We start from the raw sequence: 20,938 nt of genomic DNA, 5'->3' as shown, positions 1-20,938 counted from the left end.
CGTCAGGCCTTTCGCACGAACTCGGACTTGAGCTTCATGGCGCCGATACCATCGATCTTGCAGTCGATGTCGTGGTCGCCATCGCACAGGCGAATGCCACGCACTTTAGTACCGACCTTGACTACCAGCGAGGTGCCTTTAACCTTCAGGTCCTTGATCACTGTCACGCTGTCCCCATCCTGCAACACGTTGCCCACCGAATCCTTGATAACCCGTGCATCGTCATCGCTCCCCGCCGCTTCGCCCGGTGTCCACTCATGGGCACACTCGGGGCACACCAGCTGGGTGCCGTCTTCATAGGTGAATTCGGAATTGCATTTTGGGCAGGGTGGCAGCGACATCAGGGGTTCCTCCAGGTCATAGCGCAGGCAGCCGCACGGCTGCGGTGCCGGGGTGGGCAGGCAGGCGGCGGCAAGCGGGTAGGGTAACGGGTGTCAGTAGGTGCGGGCGACGGCGAATTCGCTTAATTCGATGAGCGAATCGCGGTACTCACTGGCCGGGAGTGCATCCAGGCAAGCAATGGCGCGGCCCGCAAAGCCCTGCGCCATTTGGGCGGTATAAGCCAATGCGCCTGAGGCTTCCACGGCTTCGCGGATACGCTCCAGGTCCTCAATACCGCCTTTCTGGATAGCCTGGCGAACCAGCGCGGCCTGCTCGGCAGTGCCTTCGCGCATGGTGTAGATCAGGGGCAGGGTAGGCTTGCCCTCTGCCAGGTCATCGCCCACGTTCTTGCCAAGGGCCTCCGCGTCGCCTTTGTAGTCCAGCAGGTCGTCTACCAGCTGGAAGGCGACACCCAGGTGATCGCCAAACTGGCGCAGCGCCTCGCGTGCCTGGTCGGTAGTGCCCACCAACGCCGCGGCGCTATGGGTGGAGGCCTCGAACAGCATCGCGGTCTTGCCGCGGATGACTTCCATGTAGGTCTCTTCGGTGGTGCTGGCGTCGCGCACCTTGGACAACTGCAGCACTTCGCCCTCGGCGATGATGCGCGTGGCCTGGGAGAGGATCTGCATCACAGGCATCGAGCCCAGCTCTACCATCATTTCGAAGGAGCGGGAATAAAGGAAGTCGCCTACCAGCACGCTGGGGGCATTGCCCCACATGGCATTGGCGGTAGAACGGCCGCGGCGCATGCCGGACATGTCCACCACATCATCGTGAAGCAAGGTGGCCGTGTGCAAGAATTCGATGGTGGCCGCCAGCAAACGCAGGTTGTCGCCTTCGTGGCCCAGTGCCTTGCCGCTGAGCAGGACCAGCAGCGGCCGCAGGCGTTTGCCCCCGGCAGAGGTGATGTAGTCGCCGATCTTCGATACCAGCGGCACCCGAGAGGTCAGCTGCTGCTTGATGATCTCGTCGACGGCGGTGAAATCGTCCGCCACCGCACGATAAAAGGCTTGGGGTTGCATCAGCGACTAACGCTCCATATAGGTTGCGCGGCATGCTAGGTTGCAGGGTCAGGCCTGTCAAGGCAATGCCCCGCTCAGGGCCGCGTGACTGCGGCCGGGCCCTTGCGTCACCTGCCTGTGTTGCGTACAATCGCGCACCCTGAACTTCTTGGGCATCACCTGCCTTACGCAATTGCAGAACGGGTTTCCCACCCGCTGCAGCCATGCCAGCCGACACTCTTCTTATAAAGCGCTGGGTGAGCAGGATCAACGGAGAAATACCATGTACGCAGTAATCGTTACCGGTGGCAAGCAATACAAGGTCGCCGAAGGTGAATACCTGAAGATCGAAAAACTGGAAGTCGCTACCGGCGAATCCGTTACCTTCGATCGCGTTCTGTTGGTTGCCAATGGCGACGACGTGAACATCGGCGCACCAGTTGTTGAAGGCGCCAAAGTGGTTGCCGAAGTCGTTGCGCAAGGCCGCCACGATAAAATCCGCATCATCAAGTTCCGTCGTCGTAAGCACCACATGAAGCGTATGGGCCACCGCCAGTGGTTCACCGAGATCAAAATCACCGGTATCCAGGGCTGATTTCTAGCCTGTACCGCACATTGGAGTATTGAACTCATGGCACACAAAAAAGCTGGTGGTAGTACCCGTAACGGTCGCGATTCCGAAAGTAAACGCCTTGGCGTGAAAATGTTCGGCGGCCAGGTCATCAAGGCCGGTAACATCATCGTGCGTCAGCGCGGCACCCAGTTCCACGCCGGCTACGGCGTTGGCATTGGCAAGGACCACACCCTCTTCGCTAAAGTCGAAGGCGTGGTGAAGTTCGAAGTCAAAGGTGCGTTCGGCCGTCGTTACGTAAGCGTCGTCGCAGCCTGATCGCGACCCCGCTGAAAAGCCCTGTCTCGCGACGGGGCTTTTTTGTTTGTGAGTCTCTTGCAAAGCTGTCTGCCTGAGCTCCAGCGCTATTTTTCTCGGTCGTTGATTGGGGCGCTGCGCTCATTTTTGCAAGAGCCTTACGTTTTCTGGCTTATAAGCTCGCCTTCGGGCGAGGGGCATGGTTTTAATGAAGTTTGTAGACGAAGTATCCATTCGCGTGAAGGCGGGTGATGGCGGTAATGGTTGCATGAGCTTCCGCCGCGAAAAATTCATCGAAAACGGCGGTCCCAACGGTGGCGACGGCGGTGACGGTGGGTCGGTGTACATGATCGCCGACGAGAACCTCAATACGCTTGTGGATTACCGCTACACCCGCCATTTCGATGCCCAGCGCGGCGAGAACGGCGGCAGCACCGATTGCACCGGTGCCAAGGGCGAGGACCTGGTATTGCGTGTACCGGTAGGCACTACGGTGATCGATGCCAGCACGCAGGAAGTGATCGGTGACCTGGTCAAGGCTGGCCAGCGGCTAATGGTTGCTCAAGGAGGCTGGCACGGCCTGGGCAACACCCGCTTCAAATCCAGTACCAACCGCGCCCCGCGCCAAACCACACCAGGCAAGCCGGGCGACCAGCGTGACCTGAAGCTGGAAATGAAAGTGCTGGCCGATGTCGGCCTGTTGGGCTTGCCCAATGCTGGTAAGAGCACCTTCATTCGCTCGGTCTCTGCCGCGAAGCCGAAGGTTGCCGACTACCCCTTTACCACCCTGGTGCCAAACCTGGGCGTGGTAAGCGTGGACCGCTGGAAAAGCTTCGTCATTGCTGACATTCCTGGCCTGATCGAAGGCGCTTCTGACGGTGCTGGCCTGGGTATTCGCTTCCTAAAGCACCTGGCACGTACCCGCTTGCTGCTTCACCTGGTGGACATGGCGCCCTTCGATGGCAGCAGCGCGGCAGACGCTGCCGAAGTGATCGTGAACGAACTGGTGAAATTCAGCCCTTCCCTGGCCGAGCGGGATCGCTGGCTGGTGTTGAACAAGTGTGACCAGTTGCTCGAAGAAGAGCATGAAGCAGCGGTGAAGGAAGTGGTGGACCGCTTGCAGTGGGAAGGCCCGGTGTACGTGATTTCTGCCCTGGCCAAGGAAGGCACCGAACGCCTTAGCCGCGACATCATGCGCTATTTGGAGCTGCGTGCCGAACGCATTGCCGAAGAAGCTGGCTTTGCCGAGGAGCTGGCCGAGCTGGATCAGCGCATCGAAGACGAGGCGCGTGCGCAGTTGCAGGCCTTGGACGATGCTCGCGCCCTGCGCCGTACCGGTGTAAAAAGCGTGCACGACATCGGCGATGACGACGACTGGGACGAAGAAGACAACGACGACGGCCCGGAAATCATTTACGTGCGCGACTGATCGGTTGCAGTACACTACCAACGCCCCGGTTTCGGGGCGTTTTCGTTGATGGGTTTGGCACGCAAGGACAGGAAACATGCGGAGCAAGGTGACAGGTGCGCAGCGCTGGGTCGTGAAAATCGGCAGCGCCTTACTGACGGCCGATGGCAAAGGCCTGGACCGTGCAGCCATGGCGGTATGGGTTGAGCAGATGGTGGCCTTGCACGAGGCCGGCGTGGAGCTGGTGCTGGTGTCTTCAGGTGCCGTTGCCGCCGGTATGAGCCGCCTGGGTTGGGTACAGCGCCCTACGGCCATGCATGAGCTGCAGGCCGCAGCGGCTATTGGGCAGATGGGGCTCGTGCAGGCCTGGGAATCCAGCTTCGCTCAGCACGAGCGCCGCACCGCACAGATTCTGCTCACCCATGACGACCTTTCCGACCGCAAGCGTTACCTCAATGCCCGCAGTACGCTACGGGCGCTGGTGGAGCTTGGGGTGATTCCGGTCATCAACGAGAACGACACGGTCGTCACGGATGAAATCCGTTTTGGGGACAACGACACCCTGGCAGCGCTGGTGGCCAACCTGGTCGAGGCTGACCTGCTGGTGATCCTCACGGACCGTGATGGCATGTTTGACGCAGACCCGCGGCACAACCCGGATGCCACCTTGATTTACGAAGCCCGCGCCGATGACCCCAGCCTGGATGCAGTGGCGGGAGGTACTGGGGGGGCCTTGGGGCGCGGCGGCATGCAAACCAAGCTTCGTGCAGCACGGCTGGCTGCGCGGTCCGGCGCTCATACCTTGATCGTAGGTGGGCGTATCGAGCGCGTGCTGGATCGGCTCAAGGCTGGCGAGCGGTTGGGTACCTTGCTATCGCCGGAGCGGGGCATGCTGGCCGCGCGCAAGCAGTGGTTGGCCGGGCACCTGCAAACCCGTGGCACGCTTCAGCTGGACGATGGGGCGGTTCAGGCTCTGCGCGCGGCCAGCAAAAGCTTGTTGCCGGTGGGGGTAAAGTCCGTACAAGGGGGCTTCCGGCGTGGCGAGATGGTGGTCTGCCTTGCGCCAGATGGGTCGGAGGTGGCCCGAGGGCTTACCAACTACAGCGCCGCCGAGGCGCAGCGGATTATTGGCCTGCCGTCGGATGCCATTCATGGTGTGCTGGGTTATATGGCCGAGCCTGAACTGATCCATCGCGACAACCTGATTCTGGTATGAGGCAAACAATGAATGTATTGAAGTTCGCGCTCTTGAGCCTGGCGTTCGCCCCTGTGCTGGCCAGTGCCGAGCAGGTGGGCGAAGTGTCGACCGTGTTCAAGTTTGTAGGCCCTAATGACCGTATCGTGGTCGAGGCCTTCGATGATCCCAAGGTTGAAGGCGTGACCTGTTACCTGTCCCGGGCCAAGACGGGCGGCGTAAAAGGTGGGCTGGGGCTGGCAGAAGACCGTGCCGAGGCTTCTATTGCCTGTCGGCAGGTGGGGGCCATTCGTTTCGCCCAGCCGTTGAAGGATGGGGAAGAGGTGTTCAAGGAGCGTACGTCACTGGTGTTCAAAACGATGCAGGTGGTGCGCTTCTTCGATACCAAGCGCAACACGCTGGTTTACCTGGTGTACAGCGACCGCATGATCGAAGGCAGCCCGCAAAATGCCGTGACGGCTATTCCGATTTTGCCTTGGCCGGTTCGCTAGGCGGGTCGCTTACTAAGACTTGTCAGGTGCTGCGCCCAGCGTTGGCGCCTGACATTTGCAACACGCAATAAAAAACCGACCCTAGGGTCGGTTTTCTTGAATCAGCATGCTCAGGCGGCAGCAGCCAGATTCAGGGCCTTCACGTGACCATTCAGGCGGCTCTTGTGGCGAGCGGCCTTGTTCTTGTGAATGATGCCCTTGTCGGCCATACGGTCGATAACAGGCACGGCCAGGGTGTAGGCAGCTTGCGCTTTCTCGGCGTCTTTGCTGTCGATTGCCTTGACTACGTTCTTGATGTAGGTACGAACCATGGAACGCAGGCTGGCGTTGTGGCTGCGACGCTTCTCAGCCTGTTTTGCGCGTTTTTTGGCGGAAGGTGAGTTGGCCACCGTCGAGCTCCTCGAAAGACTTGGGTAATAGCAAACAAATAGGGCGCGAATCATGCCCATGCGCCGAGCTAATGTCAAGGGCGGTAGCGGTGAGATTACTCAACTGGCAGGACGAACGGCAGCTTACAGAAAACCTTTCCTTGCTACGCAAGCCCTGTACACTTTCGGCTTTTTGGCGCAGCGGCACTCCTTCCTTATGAACCTGCTCAAGTCCCTGGCTGCGGTCAGCTCCATCACCATGATTTCCCGTGTGCTGGGCTTCGTACGCGACACCCTGGTGGCGCGGATCTTCGGTGCCGGGCTGGCAACTGATGCCTTCTTCATTGCCTTCAAGCTGCCCAACCTGCTGCGCCGTATCTTTGCCGAGGGCGCTTTCTCCCAAGCCTTTGTGCCTATCCTGGCCGAGTACCGCCAGCAGCAGGGGGATGAGGCGGCGCGAACTTTCACGGCCTACGTGGCAGGCCTGCTTACCCTGGCGCTCGCTGTGGTAACCGCCCTGGGCATGCTCGCCGCGCCCTGGGTCATTTATGTCACTGCGCCAGGGTTTGCAGACACGCCGGAAAAGTTCGAACTCACCACATCGCTGCTCAGGGTCACCTTCCCCTATATAGTGCTCATTTCGCTGTCATCGCTGGCGGGGGCCATTCTTAATACCTGGAACCGCTTCTCGGTGCCGGCCTTTACGCCCACATTGCTCAACGTGGCCATGATCGGCTTTGCGCTGTTCCTGACGCCTTTGTTCCACCCGCCGGTGATGGCCTTGGCGTGGTCAGTGCTGGCTGGTGGCCTGGCGCAATTGCTGTACCAGCTGCCGCACCTGCGCAAGGTCGGCATGCTGGTACTGCCGCGCGTCAGCCTCAAGCATTCCGGGGCCCGACGGGTGCTCAGGCAGATGGGGCCGGCCATCCTTGGAGTGTCGGTCAGTCAGATCTCCCTCATCATTAACACCGTCTTTGCCTCCTTTCTGGTGGCCGGCTCGGTGTCGTGGATGTATTACGCCGACCGCTTGATGGAACTCCCGTCCGGCGTACTGGGCGTGGCACTGGGCACCATTCTGCTGCCCACCCTGGCGCGCACCTACGCCAACAAGGACCGGCACGAGTATTCACGCATTCTGGACTGGGGCCTGCGCTTGTGCTTTCTGCTGGTGCTGCCCTGCGCCATCGCGCTGGGGTTGCTGGCAGAGCCGCTCACCGTTGCACTGTTCCAGTATGGCCGTTTCGACGCTTTCGACGCCGCCATGACCCAGCGAGCGCTGGTGGCCTATTCTGTGGGGCTGCTGGGCATCATCCTGATTAAAGTGCTGGCGCCGGGGTTTTATGCTCAGCAAAACCTGCGAACGCCCGTCAAGATTGCAGTGGTGACGCTGCTGGCAACCCAACTGCTCAACCTGGCCTTGATCGGGCCACTCAAACACGCTGGGCTGGCCTTGGCCATCAGCGGTGGGGCGACGCTGAACGCGGGCTTGCTGTACTGGCAACTAAGGCGCCAGAAACTGTTTCAGCCACAGCCAGGCTGGCTAGGCTTCCTAATACGTCTCGGGATTGCCGTGCTGGCCATGACTGGGGTATTGGTCGGCCTGATGGCTGTGATGCCGCCGTGGGCGGATGGCACCATGCTTGCGCGTTTCGGTCGCCTCGGGGTATTGGTAGTCGCCGGCGCAGGCACTTACTTTATTGCCTTGCTGGCCATGGGTATGCGCCTTCATCAGTTCGCTCGTCGGGGCCTGCATTGAAAACCTGGAGCGCTGCCCGAATATCGGTTTCATTACCCCATGGCCCACTGCCTGTGCTGTTGCCTGTCGTAGGCGGCCGGGTATGGTTATAATCGGCGACTTTATGAGCAAGAAGCGCGCTATGCAGTTGGTCCGAGGCCTTCACAACCTGCGCCCCCAGCATCGGGGCTGTGCTGCCACCATAGGCAACTTCGACGGCGTACACAGGGGGCACCAAGCCATCCTTCAGCGCCTACGTGAACGCGCTCGTGAGCTTGGCGTACCCAGTTGCGTGGTGATTTTCGAGCCGCAGCCGCGCGAGTATTTTGCGCCCGGCGCGGCCCCAGCGCGCCTTACGCGGTTGCGTGAAAAGGTACAGTTGCTGGCTGCCGCAGGTGTGGACCAAGTGCTGTGCCTGCCTTTCGATCAGCACTTGCGTAGCCTTACGGCTGCCGAGTTTGTGGATGCCATCCTGGTGCGCGGCCTTGGCGTGAAGCATTTGGAGGTTGGCGACGACTTTCGCTTCGGCTGCGACCGCCTGGGAGATTTCGATTTTCTCGCCCAGGCCGGGCGCGCCCACGGCTTTACCCTGGAAGCCGCGCGTACGGTAGAGGAGAGCGGGGTTCGCGTCAGCAGCACGCAGGTGCGCATAGCGCTGGCCAATGCTGATTTCGCCCAGGCCCGGCAATTGCTAGGCCGCCCGTACTGCATCACTGGCCGCGTACTGCATGGCCAGAAGCTGGCGCGTCAGCTGGGCTGGCCCACGGCCAATGTGCAGCTCAAGCGGCACCGTGTGCCCTTTACCGGCGTTTACTTGGTCAGCACGGTTGTAGAGGGCCGTACATGGCCCGGCGTTGCCAATATAGGGGTACGCCCCTCTGTGGCCGGTGATGGCCGGCCGCATCTTGAAATACACCTGCTGGACTTCGCTGGCGATCTGTATGGCCGGCATTTGACGGTGGAATTCCACCAGAAGCTGCGAGATGAGCAGCGTTTCGCCTCACTGGAGGCGTTGAAGTCGGCGATCGATGCGGACGTCGCCGCCGCCCGTGCCCATTGGCAGGGCTAACCGCCTAATGAAGAGCCTGAAATGACCGATTACAAAGCCACGCTAAACCTTCCGGACACCGCCTTCCCCATGAAGGCCGGCCTGCCGCAGCGCGAGCCGCAGATACTGCAGCGCTGGGACAGCATTGGCCTGTACCAGAAGCTGCGCGAAACTGGCAAGGATCGGCCCAAGTTCGTCCTGCACGACGGCCCGCCCTACGCCAACGGTGCCATTCACATCGGTCATGCGGTGAACAAGATCCTCAAGGACATGATCCTGCGGTCACGCACCCTGGCGGGCTTCGACGCCCCCTACGTGCCGGGCTGGGATTGCCATGGCCTGCCGATCGAGCACAAGGTGGAAGTCACTCACGGCAAAGGTTTGTCCGCCGATAAAACCCGCGAGCTGTGCCGTGCCTATGCGGCCGAGCAAATCGAAGAGCAGAAGGCGGGTTTTATCCGCCTGGGCGTGCTGGGCGACTGGAGCAACCCTTACAAAACCATGAGCTTTGTGAACGAGGCCGGTGAAATCCGTGCCTTGGCCGAAATGGTACGCAATGGCTTCGTGTTCAAGGGCCTCAAGCCTGTGAACTGGTGCTTCGACTGTGGCTCGGCCCTGGCCGAGGCCGAAGTGGAATACGCCGACAAGAAGTCCACCACCATCGACGTGGCGTTCCCAATTGCCGACCAGGCAGCATTGGCCGACGCGTTTGGCCTGCCAGGCCTGGAAAAGCCGGCTGCCATCGTGATCTGGACCACCACCCCGTGGACCATCCCGGCCAACCAGGCACTCAACGTTCACCCTGAATTCGTGTATGCCTTGGTGGATGTAGGTGACCGCCTGCTGGTGTTGGCCGAGGAACTGGTGGAGAGCTGCCTGCAGCGTTACGGCCGCACTGGCGAAATCATCGCCCGCGCGCCTGGCGCCGCACTAGAAAACATTCAGTTCCAGCACCCGTTCTACGAGCGCCTGTCCCCGGTCTACCTGGCTGAGTACGTAGAGCTGGGCGCCGGTACAGGTGTAGTTCACTCCGCCCCGGCCTACGGCGAAGACGACTTCGTGACTTGCAAGCGCTACGGCATGCACAACGACGACATCCTCACCCCCGTGCAAAGCAACGGTGTGTACGTGGACAGCCTGCCGTTCTTCGGCGGCCAGTTCATCTGGAAAGCCGGTGCAGCCATCGTCGAGAAGCTCGCTGACGTGGGCGCGCTGGTGCATTCGGACACCATCAACCACAGCTACATGCACTGCTGGCGTCACAAAACCCCGCTGATCTACCGCGCCACCGCCCAGTGGTTCGTGGGTATGGACAAACAGCCTGTGGAAGGCGACACCCTGCGTCAGCGGGCCCTGAAAGCCATTGAACAGACCGAGTTCGTGCCGGACTGGGGCCAGGCGCGCCTGCACTCCATGATCGCCAACCGGCCAGACTGGTGCATCTCGCGCCAGCGCAATTGGGGTGTGCCGATCCCGTTCTTCCTGCACAAGCAGACCGGCGAACTGCACCCGCGTACCGTCGAGCTGATGGAAACCGTGGCTCAGCGCGTGGAACAACAGGGTATCGAAGCCTGGTTCAAGCTGGATGCCACTGATGTATTGGGCGCCGAGGCGGCTGATTACGAGAAGATCAGCGACACCCTGGACGTGTGGTTCGACTCCGGTACCACCCACTGGCACGTGCTGCGCGGTTCGCACCCCATGGGCCACGAACAGGGGCCGCGTGCGGACCTGTACCTGGAAGGCAGCGACCAGCACCGTGGCTGGTTCCACTCGTCATTGCTGACGGGCTGTGCCATCGACGACCACGCGCCCTACCGCGAATTGCTCACCCATGGCTTCACCGTGGACGAGAACGGCCGCAAGATGTCCAAATCCCTGGGCAACACGGTGGCGCCGCAGAAGATCAGTGACACGCTGGGCGCTGACATCATGCGCCTGTGGGTCGCTTCTACCGACTACTCCGGCGAAATGGCGGTGTCCGAGCAGATCCTGCAGCGCAGTGCCGACGCCTACCGGCGTATCCGCAACACCGCGCGCTTCCTGCTTTCCAACCTCAGTGGCTTTGACCCGGCACGCGACCTGTTGCCACCGGACCAGATGCTGGCCCTGGACCGTTGGGCGGTGGACCGTGCCCTGCTGCTTCAGCGTGAGCTGGAAGAGCATTACGCTACCTACCGCTTCTGGAACGTGTACTCCAAGGTGCACAACTTCTGCGTGCAGGAGTTGGGCGGTTTCTACCTGGACATCATCAAGGACCGGCAATACACCACGCCCGCAGACAGCGTGGCGCGCCGTTCCTGCCAGACTGCCCTGTACCACATTGCCGAGGCCCTGGTGCGCTGGGTCGCGCCTATCCTGGCCTTCACGGCCGATGAGATCTGGAGCTACCTGCCAGGTGAGCGCAACGAGTCCGTGATGCTCAACGGCCCGTACATCGGCCTTACCGAGCTGCCAGACGGCATCGAGCTGAACCGTGCGTTCTGGGACAGCGTGATGGCGGTCAAGGCGTCGGTCAACAAGGAGCTGGAAAACCAGCGCGCGGCCAAGGCCATTGGCGGTAACCTGCAAGCCGAAGTGACCCTGTACACCGACGAGGCCGTTTCTGGCGACTTGAGCAAACTGGGCAACGAGCTGCGCTTCGTGCTGATCACGTCCAAGGCTACGTTGGCCCCGCTGGCAGCTGCGCCGGCCGATGCCGTAGTCACTGATGTGGCCGGGTTGAAGCTCAAGGTGGTCAAGTCCACCAACACCAAGTGTGCCCGTTGCTGGCATTTCGTCGAAGACGTAGGCGCCAATGCCGAGCACCCGGACATCTGCGGCCGTTGTGTGACCAACATCACCACGGCAGGCGAGGTGCGCCACTATGCCTGATATGGCGGGGCGCTTCGGGCGCCTGGCTTGGCTCTGGCTAAGCGTGCTGGTGGTGGTGCTGGACCAGGCCACCAAGTGGTATTTCGAGAACACCCTGGAGCTGTACCAGCAAATTGTGGTGATTCCCAACTACTTCAGCTGGACCCTGGCCTACAACACAGGCGCGGCTTTCAGCTTCCTGGCTGACAGCTCTGGCTGGCAGCGCTGGTTGTTCGCGCTGATCGCCATCGTGGTCAGCGTGGCGCTGATGGTGTGGCTCAAGCGGCTGGGCCGCGCCGACACCTGGCTGGCCATTGCGCTGGCCCTGGTGCTGGGCGGTGCCATTGGCAACCTGTACGACCGTATCGTGCTGGGCCATGTGATCGACTTCGTTTTGGTTCATTGGGAGAAGCGCTGGTACTTCCCAGCCTTCAACCTGGCAGACAGTGCCATTACCGTAGGCGCGATCATGCTGGCGCTGGACATGTTCAAGGGCAAGAAAACCGGAGAAGCCGTTCATGGGTGACATTCGTATCGGCCAGCACACCGAAGTGACTCTTCACTTCGCACTGCACCTGGAAGACGGCAACACCGTGGACAGCACCTTCGACAAGGCGCCCGCCACCTTTAAAGTAGGCGATGGCAACTTGTTGCCGGGTTTTGAGAACGCGTTGTTCGGCCTCAAGGCTGGTGACAAGCGTGACCTGACAGTGCCGCCAGAAAACGCCTTTGGCCAGCCCAACCCCCAGAACGTTCAGGTGATGCCACGCAACCAGTTCGACGGCATGGAGCTGGCCGAAGGCCTGCTGGTGATCTTCAACGATGCGGCCAATACCGAATTGCCGGGCATCGTAAAGGCCTTCGACAACCAGCAGGTGACGGTAGACTTCAACCACCCGCTGGCAGGCAAGCCATTGCGGTTTGAAGTCCAGATCATCGACGTAAAGGCTCTTTGAGCCTATTCAACAGGCCCAGCGCCGCGGAGCCCAGCATGCACATCAAACTCGCCAACCCCCGTGGCTTCTGCGCGGGCGTGGACCGAGCCATCGAAATCGTGAACCGGGCGCTGGAAGTGTTCGGGCCGCCGATCTACGTGCGTCATGAAGTGGTGCACAACAAGTTCGTGGTTGAAGACCTGCGCAGCCGTGGCGCCATTTTCGTTGAAGAGCTGGAGCAGGTGCCAGACGACGTCATCGTGATCTTCAGCGCCCATGGTGTGTCCCAGGCCGTACGCCATGAAGCGGCTGGCCGGGGCTTGAAGGTGTTCGATGCCACCTGCCCACTGGTGACCAAGGTGCACATCGAAGTGGCTCGCTACAGCCGCGACGGGCGTGAAACCATTCTGATCGGCCACGAAGGCCACCCGGAAGTAGAAGGCACCATGGGCCAGTACGACGCCAGCAACGGCGGCGCTATCTACCTGGTCGAAGATGAGGCTGACGTGGCTGCCCTGCAAGTGCGAGACCCGAACAACCTGGCGTTCGTGACCCAGACCACCTTGTCCATGGACGATACCAGCCGGGTAATCGATGCGCTGCGCAGCCGCTTCCCCAACATCGGCGGGCCGCGCAAGGACGACATCTGCTACGCCACCCAGAACCGCCAGGACGCGGTCAAGCAGCTGGCGGATGAATGCGACGTGGTACTGGTGGTCGGCAGCCCCAACAGCTCCAACTCCAACCGCCTGCGCGAGCTGGCCGAGCGTATGGGCACCCCGGCCTACCTGATCGACGGCGCCGAAGACCTGCACCAGGCCTGGTTCGACGGCATAGGTCGCATCGGCATCACAGCAGGCGCCTCGGCGCCGGAAGTGCTGGTGCGTGGCGTGATCCAGCAGCTCCAAGCGTGGGGTGCCACCGGCGCAGACGAGCTGGCTGGCCGCGAGGAGAACGTAACGTTTTCGATGCCCAAGGAGCTGCGGGTGAAAACGCTTAGTTGAGGGGGCAGGGTGAGGTGTCTCCTGGGGAGGTAGCGACCCGCACCCTGCCCGAGCGGGCAAGCACGACACGGTAATGCCGGTCGCTGGCCGAGGCACCACAGAGGTGGACCGAACCATTCAGGGCTGCCTGGCTAAGTGCGCGAGGGATGCCTAGGTAGTTGAAGGCGATCTGGGTTTGCATGGTCTTGCTGGCAATCACCTGGAAACGGGCATTTCCTTCGCTTACTGCAATAATTGGGTTGCGCGGGTCCTCTGGCCCCTTTCCGGTTTCATCAGCAATAATTTTCCAGCCGTTGCGCCAATCCCCTCCAATGGCCTGAACGATCACTGTACGATTGCGCGTGACTGCTTCCACACGCGCCATCCGCAACCCGCTGGCCAATTCATTGGCAAATACCTGCCTTTGCTGATTGCTTACCAATGTTTTGAAGCCTGGCGCGGCCAGCCTTGCCAAGGTCGCCAGCAACGCCACCGCAATCAATAGCTCAAGTAAAGTAAAACCCCGCTGATACAGATGATGGAGGGCCATGGGTGTCTTCCTTGAAATAATCCGTAAGCAGCGCTTCCCTGCGCTGAACACTCCGAAATAACCGTATATGCTTTGGGCAGTGGTCCGGTGCCGGAGCTGGTTTATAGTCAGTGCATCGAGGGAGAGAGTCCAATGCAGCACGGTAACAAGGGGTTTACGCTCGTTGAGCTGTTGGTCACCATTGCGGTGCTGGTCATCGGCATCACCATGGTTGTGCCCGGCTTTACCGGCCTTATTGCCCGTAACCGTGGCGAAGCGGACACCGCCGAGATCGCGCGCGCACTAAGTTATGCCCGGCTGGAAGCCATCAACCGTGGGCTAAGGGTGCGTGTTGCGCCTGTCAATACAGGGGTGTGGAAGGGCGACCTGTTAGTGCAGTGCATGGAATGCGCCGAACCTAAAAAGCTGCGCCTTGTGCCCGGGCTGGGCGGTACTCCCACGCTTACCATTGCCGCAGGCACCACGGTTCCTGACTTTGTGGAATTCAATAGTTTAGGTGCCTTGGCGGTGCCCGCTGAGCAAACCGTTCTCAAATACACCAACGGCACCGTGGTTCGAACCGTGCTGGTGTGCGTGAATGGCCGTGTGGTTCCCAATGGAGCAATCGCCGGATGCTGAATCAACGGCAGTCAGGCATCTCGTTGATCGAGGTATTGGTCGCGTTATTGGTCATGACCATTGCCTTGCTGGGCGCCGCCGCCTTGCAGCTTAACGCGCTGAAATATACCGACAGTTCGGCCTTGCGTACTCAAGCCAGTTTCATTGCCTACGACATGATGGACCGGATTCGTGCAAACCCTACCGGTGCTTATAACGTGGATAACATGGGGGCGCTGCCAACAGGTGACACTTCGTCGGTGATAGCCATGCAAGACCTTATGGATTTCAACAAGGCTATTACGGCCATTGGCGGCAAGGACCCTATCAGCATCAAGCTGACGGATAGAACCCGGTACATCATCACCATCACCTGGGACGACACCCGTGCTGTCAAAACAGTAACGGCGGGCGGCAAGAGTTCGAACGACGCGGTGACGCAAACCTTTGTGCTTACCAGCCGAGTAGGCGCGGATGGGGTTGAGCCTCAATGAACTTACATAACCAGCGCGGGCTTACCCTGATCGAGCTGATGGTCGCCTTGGTGCTGGGCTTGATCATCGTACTGGGGGTGACGCAGACATTCATCTCCGCCAAGAACACCTACCTGACCCAAAACGCCTCCTCGGCCATGCAGGAAGATGCCCGCTACCTGCTCAGCCGCATGAGCCAGGAGATTCGCATGACTGGCATGTTCGGTTGCTTGAATGACATTACCCCCCCCAGTAACAACCCTGCGCCTTTTACCGACGCGAAGGCCATGCCGGTCAACTGGGTTGTGGACAACGCCAATGGCAACCGCCTAGTCCTGATAACAGCCGATGTAGGGGCCGCGGGTACTGCGCCTGCCTGGACCATCGTTACCGACTGCAAGAGCTCAGCACAGGCATTCGAAGGCGCGCCGGTCGTCCCCGCTGGCCAAATCGCCTTCCCATTGCGCCAGGTAACCTATTCGTTTCGCAACAATCAGATTTGGACAGGCGCGCCAGGGGGCCAGCAGGCCCTGATAAATAATGTTTTTGACTTCCAGGTACGCTTTGGCCTGGCTGCGGATGACACTGGCAGCACGGTTACCCGTTATGTGACGGTTGTGAACAAGGCCGATATGGGAAAAATACGTACCCTGCGCTTGACGCTTACCCTCACAGACCCTGCAAACACTACTCGTAACCAGACCTACTCTGTTGTGGCAGCACTACGGAACCGTCTGCCATGAGGAACCTGCGCCTGTGCTCAAGCACCTTAGTGAAGGCCAAGGCAGAACAAGGCATGGCTTTGATCATTGCCTTGATTTTCCTGCTGCTGCTGACCTTGGTCGGCTTGAGCTCCATGCAGAATTCCACCCTGCAGGAAAAGATGAGCAGCGGCGTGCAATTCCGCAACCAGTCTTTCCAGGCGGCAGAGGCCGCGCTTCGCCTGGGTGAAAGGGCTGTAAGCAAAAGTGATTATCAGCTGCCACCCTGCGGCAATGCCTGTGCGCCGCCTAGTCCTCCTGATACTGCTGTGGCGGGGCGAAAGGATAACGTGCTCTGGGTACAGGCCGGTACGAGTGGGGTGTATGCCGTGCAGTTTCTAGGTAGCAGCAAGGACGCCCTCAACTGTGTAGTTGCAGGAAGCGCCACCCAGAGTACGGATATGTACCGCATTACGAGCCTGGGCGTAGCCGGTAACGCGCGTACCGTGCTGGAGAGCATTTATGCGAAAAACTGCAATTAAACAGCGGCTGGCGCGCCTGCGTGCAGTCGCCATCGGTATGCTGCTGGGGCTGTATATTTCCGTGCCTGCCTATGCTGCCTTTACGCCTGCTACCGCGCCCTTATTGAGCTCCGCAGCAGTACCGCCCAACGTAATGCTGCTGGTGGACGACTCCGGCAGTATGAACAACGTAATCCGGGCACTCGCGTTCGACCAGTCAGTGGCGCGTACACAATTGTATGCCTGTACCCGTGACAGCGACTGCAACTACATTTCCGCCCAGGACATGACCAGCGAAAACCTGATACTCAGCGGTTTGTTCCAGGGCGGTTGCGGCGCTGGGTATTATGGGTTCTACCGCTACAACCAGGGCTCCAGGATCTGCCTGAAACTGCCGGACCCGGTAGGTAACGAGAACACCCGCTATTCCACACGGTACATTTCCTACCTCATTGGCTTGCTGCCCAACTCGGTCAACATCAAGGACTACACTGACGGCAGTATCCCTAACGACTATCGCATCAACGTCGCGCGCACGGTATCCACCTCGCTGGTGACCGCCAACCGCGGCTTGCGCATGGGCCTGGCTACGTTCAACCCGCCTAGCAGCAGCGACCGGGGCCCTGGTGGTTATATCGCTCGTGTGATCTCGGACCTGCAGGCCACTAGCTCTACCACTAGCACCCAGGCGAACACCAACTACAACAATCTGCTCAGTTCCATCAGTGGGCTGGGCGCAATTGCCAACACGCCGCTGGCCGAAACCTACTACGAGATTTCCCGGTATTTCAGGGGGATGACGCCGTTCTACAACAGCTCGCCCACCACCTATACCAGCCCTATCCAGTACCGCTGCCAGCGAAACTTTGGTGTAGTCATTACCGATGGGTTGCCCACCTACGACCGTACGTTCCCCACCAATGACCCGGCAGTGACCTCCGCCAACAAGCTACCGAACTGGGACAACGTGAACAATGACGGGGCAGACCCTACCGGAGACGATGAAGGGGACACCCTCTACCTGGATGACCTTGCCAAGTTCACTTACGACATCGACCTGAGAACAGCGGCCAACAGTAACAACGGTACCGACCTTGCCGGGAAAAGTTGGGACGCTACCGACTTTCCTCAACAAAACATCGTGACCTACACCGTCGGTTTTACGGCCGCCAACCAGATGCTGTCCGATGCCGCTGGTTATGGGCATGGCAAGTACTACCAAGCCACCGACAGCGCCACCCTGACCGCCGTGCTGACGCAGGCATTGAACGACATCAGTTCCCAGTCAGGCTCTGGAGGCGGCGGAACTACAGCCTCTTCCACCACCTACAACGCCAACTTCTATTACCAGGGCCTGTATGACCCCTCCGACTGGCGAGGCCTGATCCGTGCCTATGCCTTTGACAGCGATGGGGGCCTGGACACCGCCGGTACGCCCAAGTGGACGACCAACACCACCATGGCCGTAGGGAACGCCAACGGAACGCTCGAGTCATGGAACACGGCCACCAACGTGCCGATTACCTTGGCCTACGGTAACTTCTCTGCCGCACAGCAGAGTGCGTTGACCAGCAGCCTCGCCAGCCTTAGCACGCGTAATACAACCGGGGCTGGGGTGACAGGTGCAGACCTGATCGAATGGCTGAAGGGCACAAACAAGAATGGCCTGAGAACCCGTGCTGTACTGATGGGGGATATTATTAATTCACCTGTGGTACTGGCCGCTGGCTCGGACAAGACGGCATCAGACACCCCTGGGGACTACAGTTACAGCACCTACACCACCAACAAAGCTGCCAACATGACAGGCACTCTGTTGGTAAACGCCAATGACGGCTTTACCCATGTGCTCAACGCCACCACGGGCGCTCGTCGTTACGGGTATCTGCCCTCTACCACCTTGCCTGGCTTGGTCACAGTTGAAGACCCCACCTATATCAATGGCACGTCCCACAAGTTTTTGAACGACGGTCAACTGGCCGTGTTCGACGCCAAGCCAGGTAACACATGGAAAACCATCGCTTTTGGCGGAACGGGCGGGGCGGCCAAAGCGTTTTATGCACTGCAACTGTTCGACGCGGGCACGGGCAATGACATCAAGGCCCTGTGGGAAATTCGAGCCCCGGCTACGGCCTCTGCGACCGACGCTTTCAACGACCTGGGATATGCCTACGCCAAGCCCGAGGTTGCGCGCCTGGCAGACGGTACCTGGGCGGCATTTATTGGTAATGGCTTTGGCAGTAACACAGGCGTGGCTGCACTGTATGTAGTGAATGTGGCGGATGGCTCGCTGATTCAAAAGATCGTGATCAACAAAAGCGAGACTGACAACGGCCTGTCCTCGGTAAGGCTGGTGGTCAATGGCAATAACGTGGTTCAGGCAGCCTACGGCGGGGACCTGAAAGGGCGGATGTGGAAATTCGACCTTACCAGCACAGCCACATCGGGTTGGAAAGTTGCCTTCTCTGGCAACCCCTTGTTCACAGCACCGGGTGGCACCAGTCAGCCCATTACCGCACAACCCTTTGTCACCAACCTGAGTGGCAAGGGCCGCATGGTGTACTTCGGTACCGGCAAGCTGCTGGAAAACACCGACAAAACGACCAGCGCGACCCAAGCGTTCTACGGGGTGTTGGATGCGACCTCAGGTGCCGGCAACCTGGTTGTGAACAACCTGCAGGCGCAGTCCATTACTGGAGCCTTCAGCTCAACGGGAGGGCAATACCTGAGGGTGTCACAGAACACGGTGGACTATACGAACAAGAGTGGTTGGTACCTGCCGCTGAGCTATAACAACACCTTGATAGGCGAACGCGTAATCTATCAGGCCGCCTATACCCGAGGGCGCATCGTATTCACGACCGCCGGGGTCGACATCACAGACCCTTGTGCCAGCCAGGGTTATGGCAGGCTGGTGGAGCTCGATGCCTTGAGTGGCGGCATGCTCAACTACGCCGTAATCGATACCAACGGCGATGGCGTGGTGGACGGCAACGACCTTATGTCAGCCGGCAAAACCTACAGCTCGGGGATTCCCACGCTCAACTCTATCGTTGAAGGTGATAACGGCAGGGACAGCAAGATCGTCAACACGTCAGGCGGTGTGGCAGACAAGATTGACGAGAAGGGTGGCTCCAAGCCCACAGACCTTCCTACTGACCCCCCTTCTTCTGATGGGGAAAATGCGCCCAACAGGCGCATCATGTGGCGACAAATTCAGTAGAGGCAACCATGAAGCAGGCATCCAAGGGTTTCACACTGATTGAGCTAATGGTGGTGGTCGCGATTATCGGTCTGCTGGCCGCCATCGCGTACCCCACCTACATGAACTATGTGCGTAAAACCCATCGGGCAGAAATTGTGCAGTTGCTGACTGAAACCGCCCAGAATATGGAGCGTTACTATTCACGAGCTGGGAGGTACTCGAAGCTTGATGGTGTGACCGAACCTGTTATTCCGACAGGTAACGCCTGGTATAACTTGATCGCAGTGCGCCAGGACCAAGCGTTTACCTTAACCGCCCAGCCGGTGAACAACACGATGATGGCCAACGATGTCTGCGGCAGCTTTATCCTTAACCAAACGGGCGAGCGATCCAACTCTCAATTGCCAGCAGGCACAACAAATGCCTTCTGCTGGGGCCGATAAGCTGCCATGAACCACAGCACTACAAGCAGCTCAGACCACACCCTCATCATCGGCGCAGGCGTTATCGGCCTGATGACCGCCCTCAACCTGGCCAGCGCAGGCGTTCAGGTGACCTTGCTGGACCGCCAGCTAGCAGGCAGAGAGGCCTCCTGGGCCGGTGGGGGCATCGTCTCGCCCCTCTACCCCTGGCGTTACAGCCCGGCTGTGACCGCATTGGCTCACTGGTCTCAGGATTTCTATCCACAGCTGGGCGATCACCTTTTCACCCGTACGGGTGTGGACCCGGAGGTGCACGTTACGGGCCTGTATTGGCTGGACCTGGAGGATGAAGCGCAGGCGCTGGCCTGGGCCCGGCAAGAGGCGCGCCCTCTGAACAAGGTGAACATCACGGACGTGTACCGCAAAGTGCCTGTGCTGGGTGCGGGCTTTGCCAGTGGTATCCATATGGCGGGCGTGGCCAACGTGCGTAACCCACGGCTGGTGAAGGCCCTGCGCGCCGCATTGGCGGCCTTGCCCAACGTAACGTTAAAGGAGCACTGCCCGGTGCAGGGCTTTGTGCATAAGCAGGGGCGTATTCAAGGCGTGAGCACCGAGGCAGGCGAGATCCTGGCCGACCAGGTGGTACTGACGGCCGGTGCCTGGAGCGGAGAATTGTTGGCTACGTTGGGCCTTGCGTTGCCCGTGGAGCCCGTGAAAGGCCAGATGATTCTGTTCAAGTGTGCCGAGGACTTTCTTCCGGCCATGGTGCTGGCGCGTACCCGCTATGCCATTCCACGGCGAGATGGGCATGTGCTGGTCGGCAGTACCTTGGAGCATGCCGGGTTCGACAAAACGCCCACCGAACCGGCCCTGGCCAGCTTGCGGGCCTCTGCCGAAGCCCTGCTGCCGGCGTTGCGTGATGCCGAACCGGTTGCCCATTGGGCTGGCCTGCGGCCTGGGTCGCCTGAAGGTATCCCTTATATCGGGCCGGTAGGCGGCCACCCTGGGCTTTGGCTGAACTGCGGGCACTACCGCAATGGCCTGGTATTGGCACCGGCTTCGTGTCAGCTGTTGGCTGACCTTATGTTGGAGAGAGCCCCGATTGTTGACCCGGCGCCTTATGCGCCGCCGTTTTAAGGGGGCAGTTCATTCGCAGGCTGGCGCCTGCTCCCATAAGGCCTACACCTAACTCAGCGTGTAGGA

General features: G+C 60.0%; 21 protein-coding genes and 1 pseudogene. 18 read left to right on the top strand and 4 right to left on the bottom strand.

The window, feature by feature from the left end; translation table 11 throughout:
- Positions 1-2 precede the first annotated feature (2 nt).
- Together ACSAMW_RS11425 and ACSAMW_RS11420 are read right to left on the bottom strand one after the other, a co-directional pair.
- Positions 3-344, bottom strand: coding sequence for a zinc ribbon domain-containing protein YjdM (locus ACSAMW_RS11425; RefSeq protein WP_168084141.1), 342 nt, complete (start codon positions 342-344; stop codon positions 3-5).
- Between the two features lie 90 nt (positions 345-434).
- The gene (locus ACSAMW_RS11420; RefSeq protein ID WP_500590433.1) at positions 435-1,403 is read right to left on the bottom strand and encodes a polyprenyl synthetase family protein; all 969 of its coding nucleotides are present in this window, start codon (positions 1,401-1,403) and stop codon (positions 435-437) included.
- Positions 1,404-1,665: 262 nt separating this feature from the next.
- Here ACSAMW_RS11420 and rplU point away from each other — a divergent pair, with 262 nt between their 5' ends.
- The 5 genes from rplU (at position 1,666) to ACSAMW_RS11395 (ending at position 5,344) form a co-directional block, all read left to right on the top strand.
- On the top strand, positions 1,666-1,977 hold the full coding sequence (rplU, locus tag ACSAMW_RS11415) for a 50S ribosomal protein L21 (protein WP_168084081.1): 312 nt from the start codon (positions 1,666-1,668) through the stop codon (positions 1,975-1,977).
- Between the two features lie 36 nt (positions 1,978-2,013).
- A complete protein-coding gene (rpmA, locus tag ACSAMW_RS11410; protein WP_040261664.1) occupies positions 2,014-2,271 on the top strand; it encodes a 50S ribosomal protein L27 in 258 nt (85 codons plus the stop codon).
- A gap of 187 nt (positions 2,272-2,458) precedes the next feature.
- The gene (cgtA, locus tag ACSAMW_RS11405; RefSeq protein ID WP_500590432.1) at positions 2,459-3,679 is read left to right on the top strand and encodes an Obg family GTPase CgtA; all 1,221 of its coding nucleotides are present in this window, start codon (positions 2,459-2,461) and stop codon (positions 3,677-3,679) included.
- Between the two features lie 76 nt (positions 3,680-3,755).
- Positions 3,756-4,874, top strand: coding sequence for a glutamate 5-kinase (gene proB, locus ACSAMW_RS11400; protein ID WP_500590431.1), 1,119 nt, complete (start codon positions 3,756-3,758; stop codon positions 4,872-4,874).
- Positions 4,875-4,882: 8 nt separating this feature from the next.
- Positions 4,883-5,344 (top strand): CreA family protein, encoded by a 462-nt coding sequence (locus tag ACSAMW_RS11395; RefSeq protein ID WP_500590430.1) that lies wholly within the window; start codon positions 4,883-4,885, stop codon positions 5,342-5,344.
- Between the two features lie 110 nt (positions 5,345-5,454).
- On the opposite strand, the gene rpsT is transcribed toward ACSAMW_RS11395, so the two are convergent.
- Positions 5,455-5,733 (bottom strand): 30S ribosomal protein S20, encoded by a 279-nt coding sequence (rpsT, locus tag ACSAMW_RS11390; RefSeq protein WP_168084077.1) that lies wholly within the window; start codon positions 5,731-5,733, stop codon positions 5,455-5,457.
- 196 nt (positions 5,734-5,929) lie between these two features.
- Here rpsT and murJ point away from each other — a divergent pair, with 196 nt between their 5' ends.
- From murJ to ispH, 6 genes and pseudogenes are all read left to right on the top strand, one after another.
- On the top strand, positions 5,930-7,468 hold the full coding sequence (gene murJ / locus ACSAMW_RS11385; RefSeq protein ID WP_500590429.1) for a murein biosynthesis integral membrane protein MurJ: 1,539 nt from the start codon (positions 5,930-5,932) through the stop codon (positions 7,466-7,468).
- Positions 7,469-7,589: 121 nt separating this feature from the next.
- Positions 7,590-8,541 (top strand): annotated as a pseudogene (gene ribF, locus ACSAMW_RS11380) (bifunctional riboflavin kinase/FAD synthetase).
- Complete coding sequence (gene ileS / locus ACSAMW_RS11375; protein ID WP_500590428.1) at positions 8,538-11,369, top strand: isoleucine--tRNA ligase; 2,832 nt, start codon at positions 8,538-8,540, stop codon at positions 11,367-11,369. Before ribF ends, ileS begins: the two are co-directional and overlap by 4 nt.
- Positions 11,362-11,874 carry a signal peptidase II gene (lspA, locus tag ACSAMW_RS11370; RefSeq protein ID WP_500590427.1) on the top strand — a complete coding sequence of 171 codons (513 nt, stop codon included), beginning with the start codon at positions 11,362-11,364 and terminating at the stop codon, positions 11,872-11,874. The genes ileS and lspA overlap by 8 nt, the downstream gene beginning before the upstream one ends.
- The gene (locus ACSAMW_RS11365) at positions 11,867-12,304 is read left to right on the top strand and encodes an FKBP-type peptidyl-prolyl cis-trans isomerase (protein WP_500590426.1); all 438 of its coding nucleotides are present in this window, start codon (positions 11,867-11,869) and stop codon (positions 12,302-12,304) included. Before lspA ends, ACSAMW_RS11365 begins: the two co-directional genes overlap by 8 nt.
- A gap of 35 nt (positions 12,305-12,339) precedes the next feature.
- Positions 12,340-13,287, top strand: coding sequence for a 4-hydroxy-3-methylbut-2-enyl diphosphate reductase (ispH, locus tag ACSAMW_RS11360; RefSeq protein WP_500590425.1), 948 nt, complete (start codon positions 12,340-12,342; stop codon positions 13,285-13,287).
- Here the strand turns inward: ispH and ACSAMW_RS11355 are convergent.
- Positions 13,280-13,816: a GspH/FimT family pseudopilin gene (locus ACSAMW_RS11355; RefSeq protein ID WP_500590424.1), complete on the bottom strand. Its 537-nt coding sequence runs from the start codon at positions 13,814-13,816 to the stop codon at positions 13,280-13,282. The genes ispH and ACSAMW_RS11355 overlap by 8 nt on opposite strands.
- A 132-nt stretch (positions 13,817-13,948) precedes the next feature.
- Between ACSAMW_RS11355 and ACSAMW_RS11350 the strand changes: the two genes are divergently transcribed.
- From ACSAMW_RS11350 to thiO, 7 genes are read left to right on the top strand one after another with little or no spacing between them, the layout of a single operon-like run.
- On the top strand, positions 13,949-14,434 hold the full coding sequence (locus ACSAMW_RS11350) for a GspH/FimT family pseudopilin (protein WP_500590423.1): 486 nt from the start codon (positions 13,949-13,951) through the stop codon (positions 14,432-14,434).
- Positions 14,428-14,907, top strand: a complete 480-nt coding sequence (pilV, locus tag ACSAMW_RS11345) for a type IV pilus modification protein PilV (protein WP_500590422.1) — start codon at positions 14,428-14,430, stop codon at positions 14,905-14,907. Before ACSAMW_RS11350 ends, pilV begins: the two co-directional genes overlap by 7 nt.
- Positions 14,904-15,629, top strand: coding sequence for a PilW family protein (locus tag ACSAMW_RS11340; RefSeq protein WP_500590421.1), 726 nt, complete (start codon positions 14,904-14,906; stop codon positions 15,627-15,629). The genes pilV and ACSAMW_RS11340 overlap by 4 nt, the downstream gene beginning before the upstream one ends.
- Positions 15,626-16,129, top strand: a complete 504-nt coding sequence (locus ACSAMW_RS11335) for a pilus assembly PilX family protein (RefSeq protein ID WP_500590420.1) — start codon at positions 15,626-15,628, stop codon at positions 16,127-16,129. Before ACSAMW_RS11340 ends, ACSAMW_RS11335 begins: the two co-directional genes overlap by 4 nt.
- A complete protein-coding gene (locus ACSAMW_RS11330) occupies positions 16,110-19,331 on the top strand; it encodes a pilus assembly protein (RefSeq protein ID WP_500590419.1) in 3,222 nt (1,073 codons plus the stop codon). Before ACSAMW_RS11335 ends, ACSAMW_RS11330 begins: the two co-directional genes overlap by 20 nt.
- An 8-nt stretch (positions 19,332-19,339) precedes the next feature.
- The gene (locus tag ACSAMW_RS11325) at positions 19,340-19,756 is read left to right on the top strand and encodes a type IV pilin protein (protein ID WP_500590418.1); all 417 of its coding nucleotides are present in this window, start codon (positions 19,340-19,342) and stop codon (positions 19,754-19,756) included.
- Between the two features lie 6 nt (positions 19,757-19,762).
- Positions 19,763-20,872 carry a glycine oxidase ThiO gene (gene thiO / locus ACSAMW_RS11320; protein ID WP_500590417.1) on the top strand — a complete coding sequence of 370 codons (1,110 nt, stop codon included), beginning with the start codon at positions 19,763-19,765 and terminating at the stop codon, positions 20,870-20,872.
- Positions 20,873-20,938: the final 66 nt, after the last annotated feature.

This window comes from Pseudomonas sp. AB39(2026), from assembly GCF_059831485.1.
This window is presented reverse-complemented; position numbering and strand designations above follow the sequence as displayed.

Coding starts and splice junctions, on each gene's coding strand:
- ACSAMW_RS11420 (WP_500590433.1), bottom strand. CDS start 1,403: ATGCAACCCCAAGCCTTTTATCGTGCGGTGGCGGACGATTTCACCGCC.
- rplU (WP_168084081.1), top strand. CDS start 1,666: ATGTACGCAGTAATCGTTACCGGTGGCAAGCAATACAAGGTCGCCGAA.
- rpmA (WP_040261664.1), top strand. CDS start 2,014: ATGGCACACAAAAAAGCTGGTGGTAGTACCCGTAACGGTCGCGATTCC.
- cgtA (WP_500590432.1), top strand. CDS start 2,459: ATGAAGTTTGTAGACGAAGTATCCATTCGCGTGAAGGCGGGTGATGGC.
- proB (WP_500590431.1), top strand. CDS start 3,756: ATGCGGAGCAAGGTGACAGGTGCGCAGCGCTGGGTCGTGAAAATCGGC.
- ACSAMW_RS11395 (WP_500590430.1), top strand. CDS start 4,883: ATGAATGTATTGAAGTTCGCGCTCTTGAGCCTGGCGTTCGCCCCTGTG.
- murJ (WP_500590429.1), top strand. CDS start 5,930: ATGAACCTGCTCAAGTCCCTGGCTGCGGTCAGCTCCATCACCATGATT.
- ileS (WP_500590428.1), top strand. CDS start 8,538: ATGACCGATTACAAAGCCACGCTAAACCTTCCGGACACCGCCTTCCCC.
- lspA (WP_500590427.1), top strand. CDS start 11,362: ATGCCTGATATGGCGGGGCGCTTCGGGCGCCTGGCTTGGCTCTGGCTA.
- ACSAMW_RS11365 (WP_500590426.1), top strand. CDS start 11,867: ATGGGTGACATTCGTATCGGCCAGCACACCGAAGTGACTCTTCACTTC.
- ispH (WP_500590425.1), top strand. CDS start 12,340: ATGCACATCAAACTCGCCAACCCCCGTGGCTTCTGCGCGGGCGTGGAC.
- ACSAMW_RS11355 (WP_500590424.1), bottom strand. CDS start 13,816: ATGGCCCTCCATCATCTGTATCAGCGGGGTTTTACTTTACTTGAGCTA.
- ACSAMW_RS11350 (WP_500590423.1), top strand. CDS start 13,949: ATGCAGCACGGTAACAAGGGGTTTACGCTCGTTGAGCTGTTGGTCACC.
- pilV (WP_500590422.1), top strand. CDS start 14,428: ATGCTGAATCAACGGCAGTCAGGCATCTCGTTGATCGAGGTATTGGTC.
- ACSAMW_RS11340 (WP_500590421.1), top strand. CDS start 14,904: ATGAACTTACATAACCAGCGCGGGCTTACCCTGATCGAGCTGATGGTC.
- ACSAMW_RS11335 (WP_500590420.1), top strand. CDS start 15,626: ATGAGGAACCTGCGCCTGTGCTCAAGCACCTTAGTGAAGGCCAAGGCA.
- ACSAMW_RS11330 (WP_500590419.1), top strand. CDS start 16,110: ATGCGAAAAACTGCAATTAAACAGCGGCTGGCGCGCCTGCGTGCAGTC.
- ACSAMW_RS11325 (WP_500590418.1), top strand. CDS start 19,340: ATGAAGCAGGCATCCAAGGGTTTCACACTGATTGAGCTAATGGTGGTG.
- thiO (WP_500590417.1), top strand. CDS start 19,763: ATGAACCACAGCACTACAAGCAGCTCAGACCACACCCTCATCATCGGC.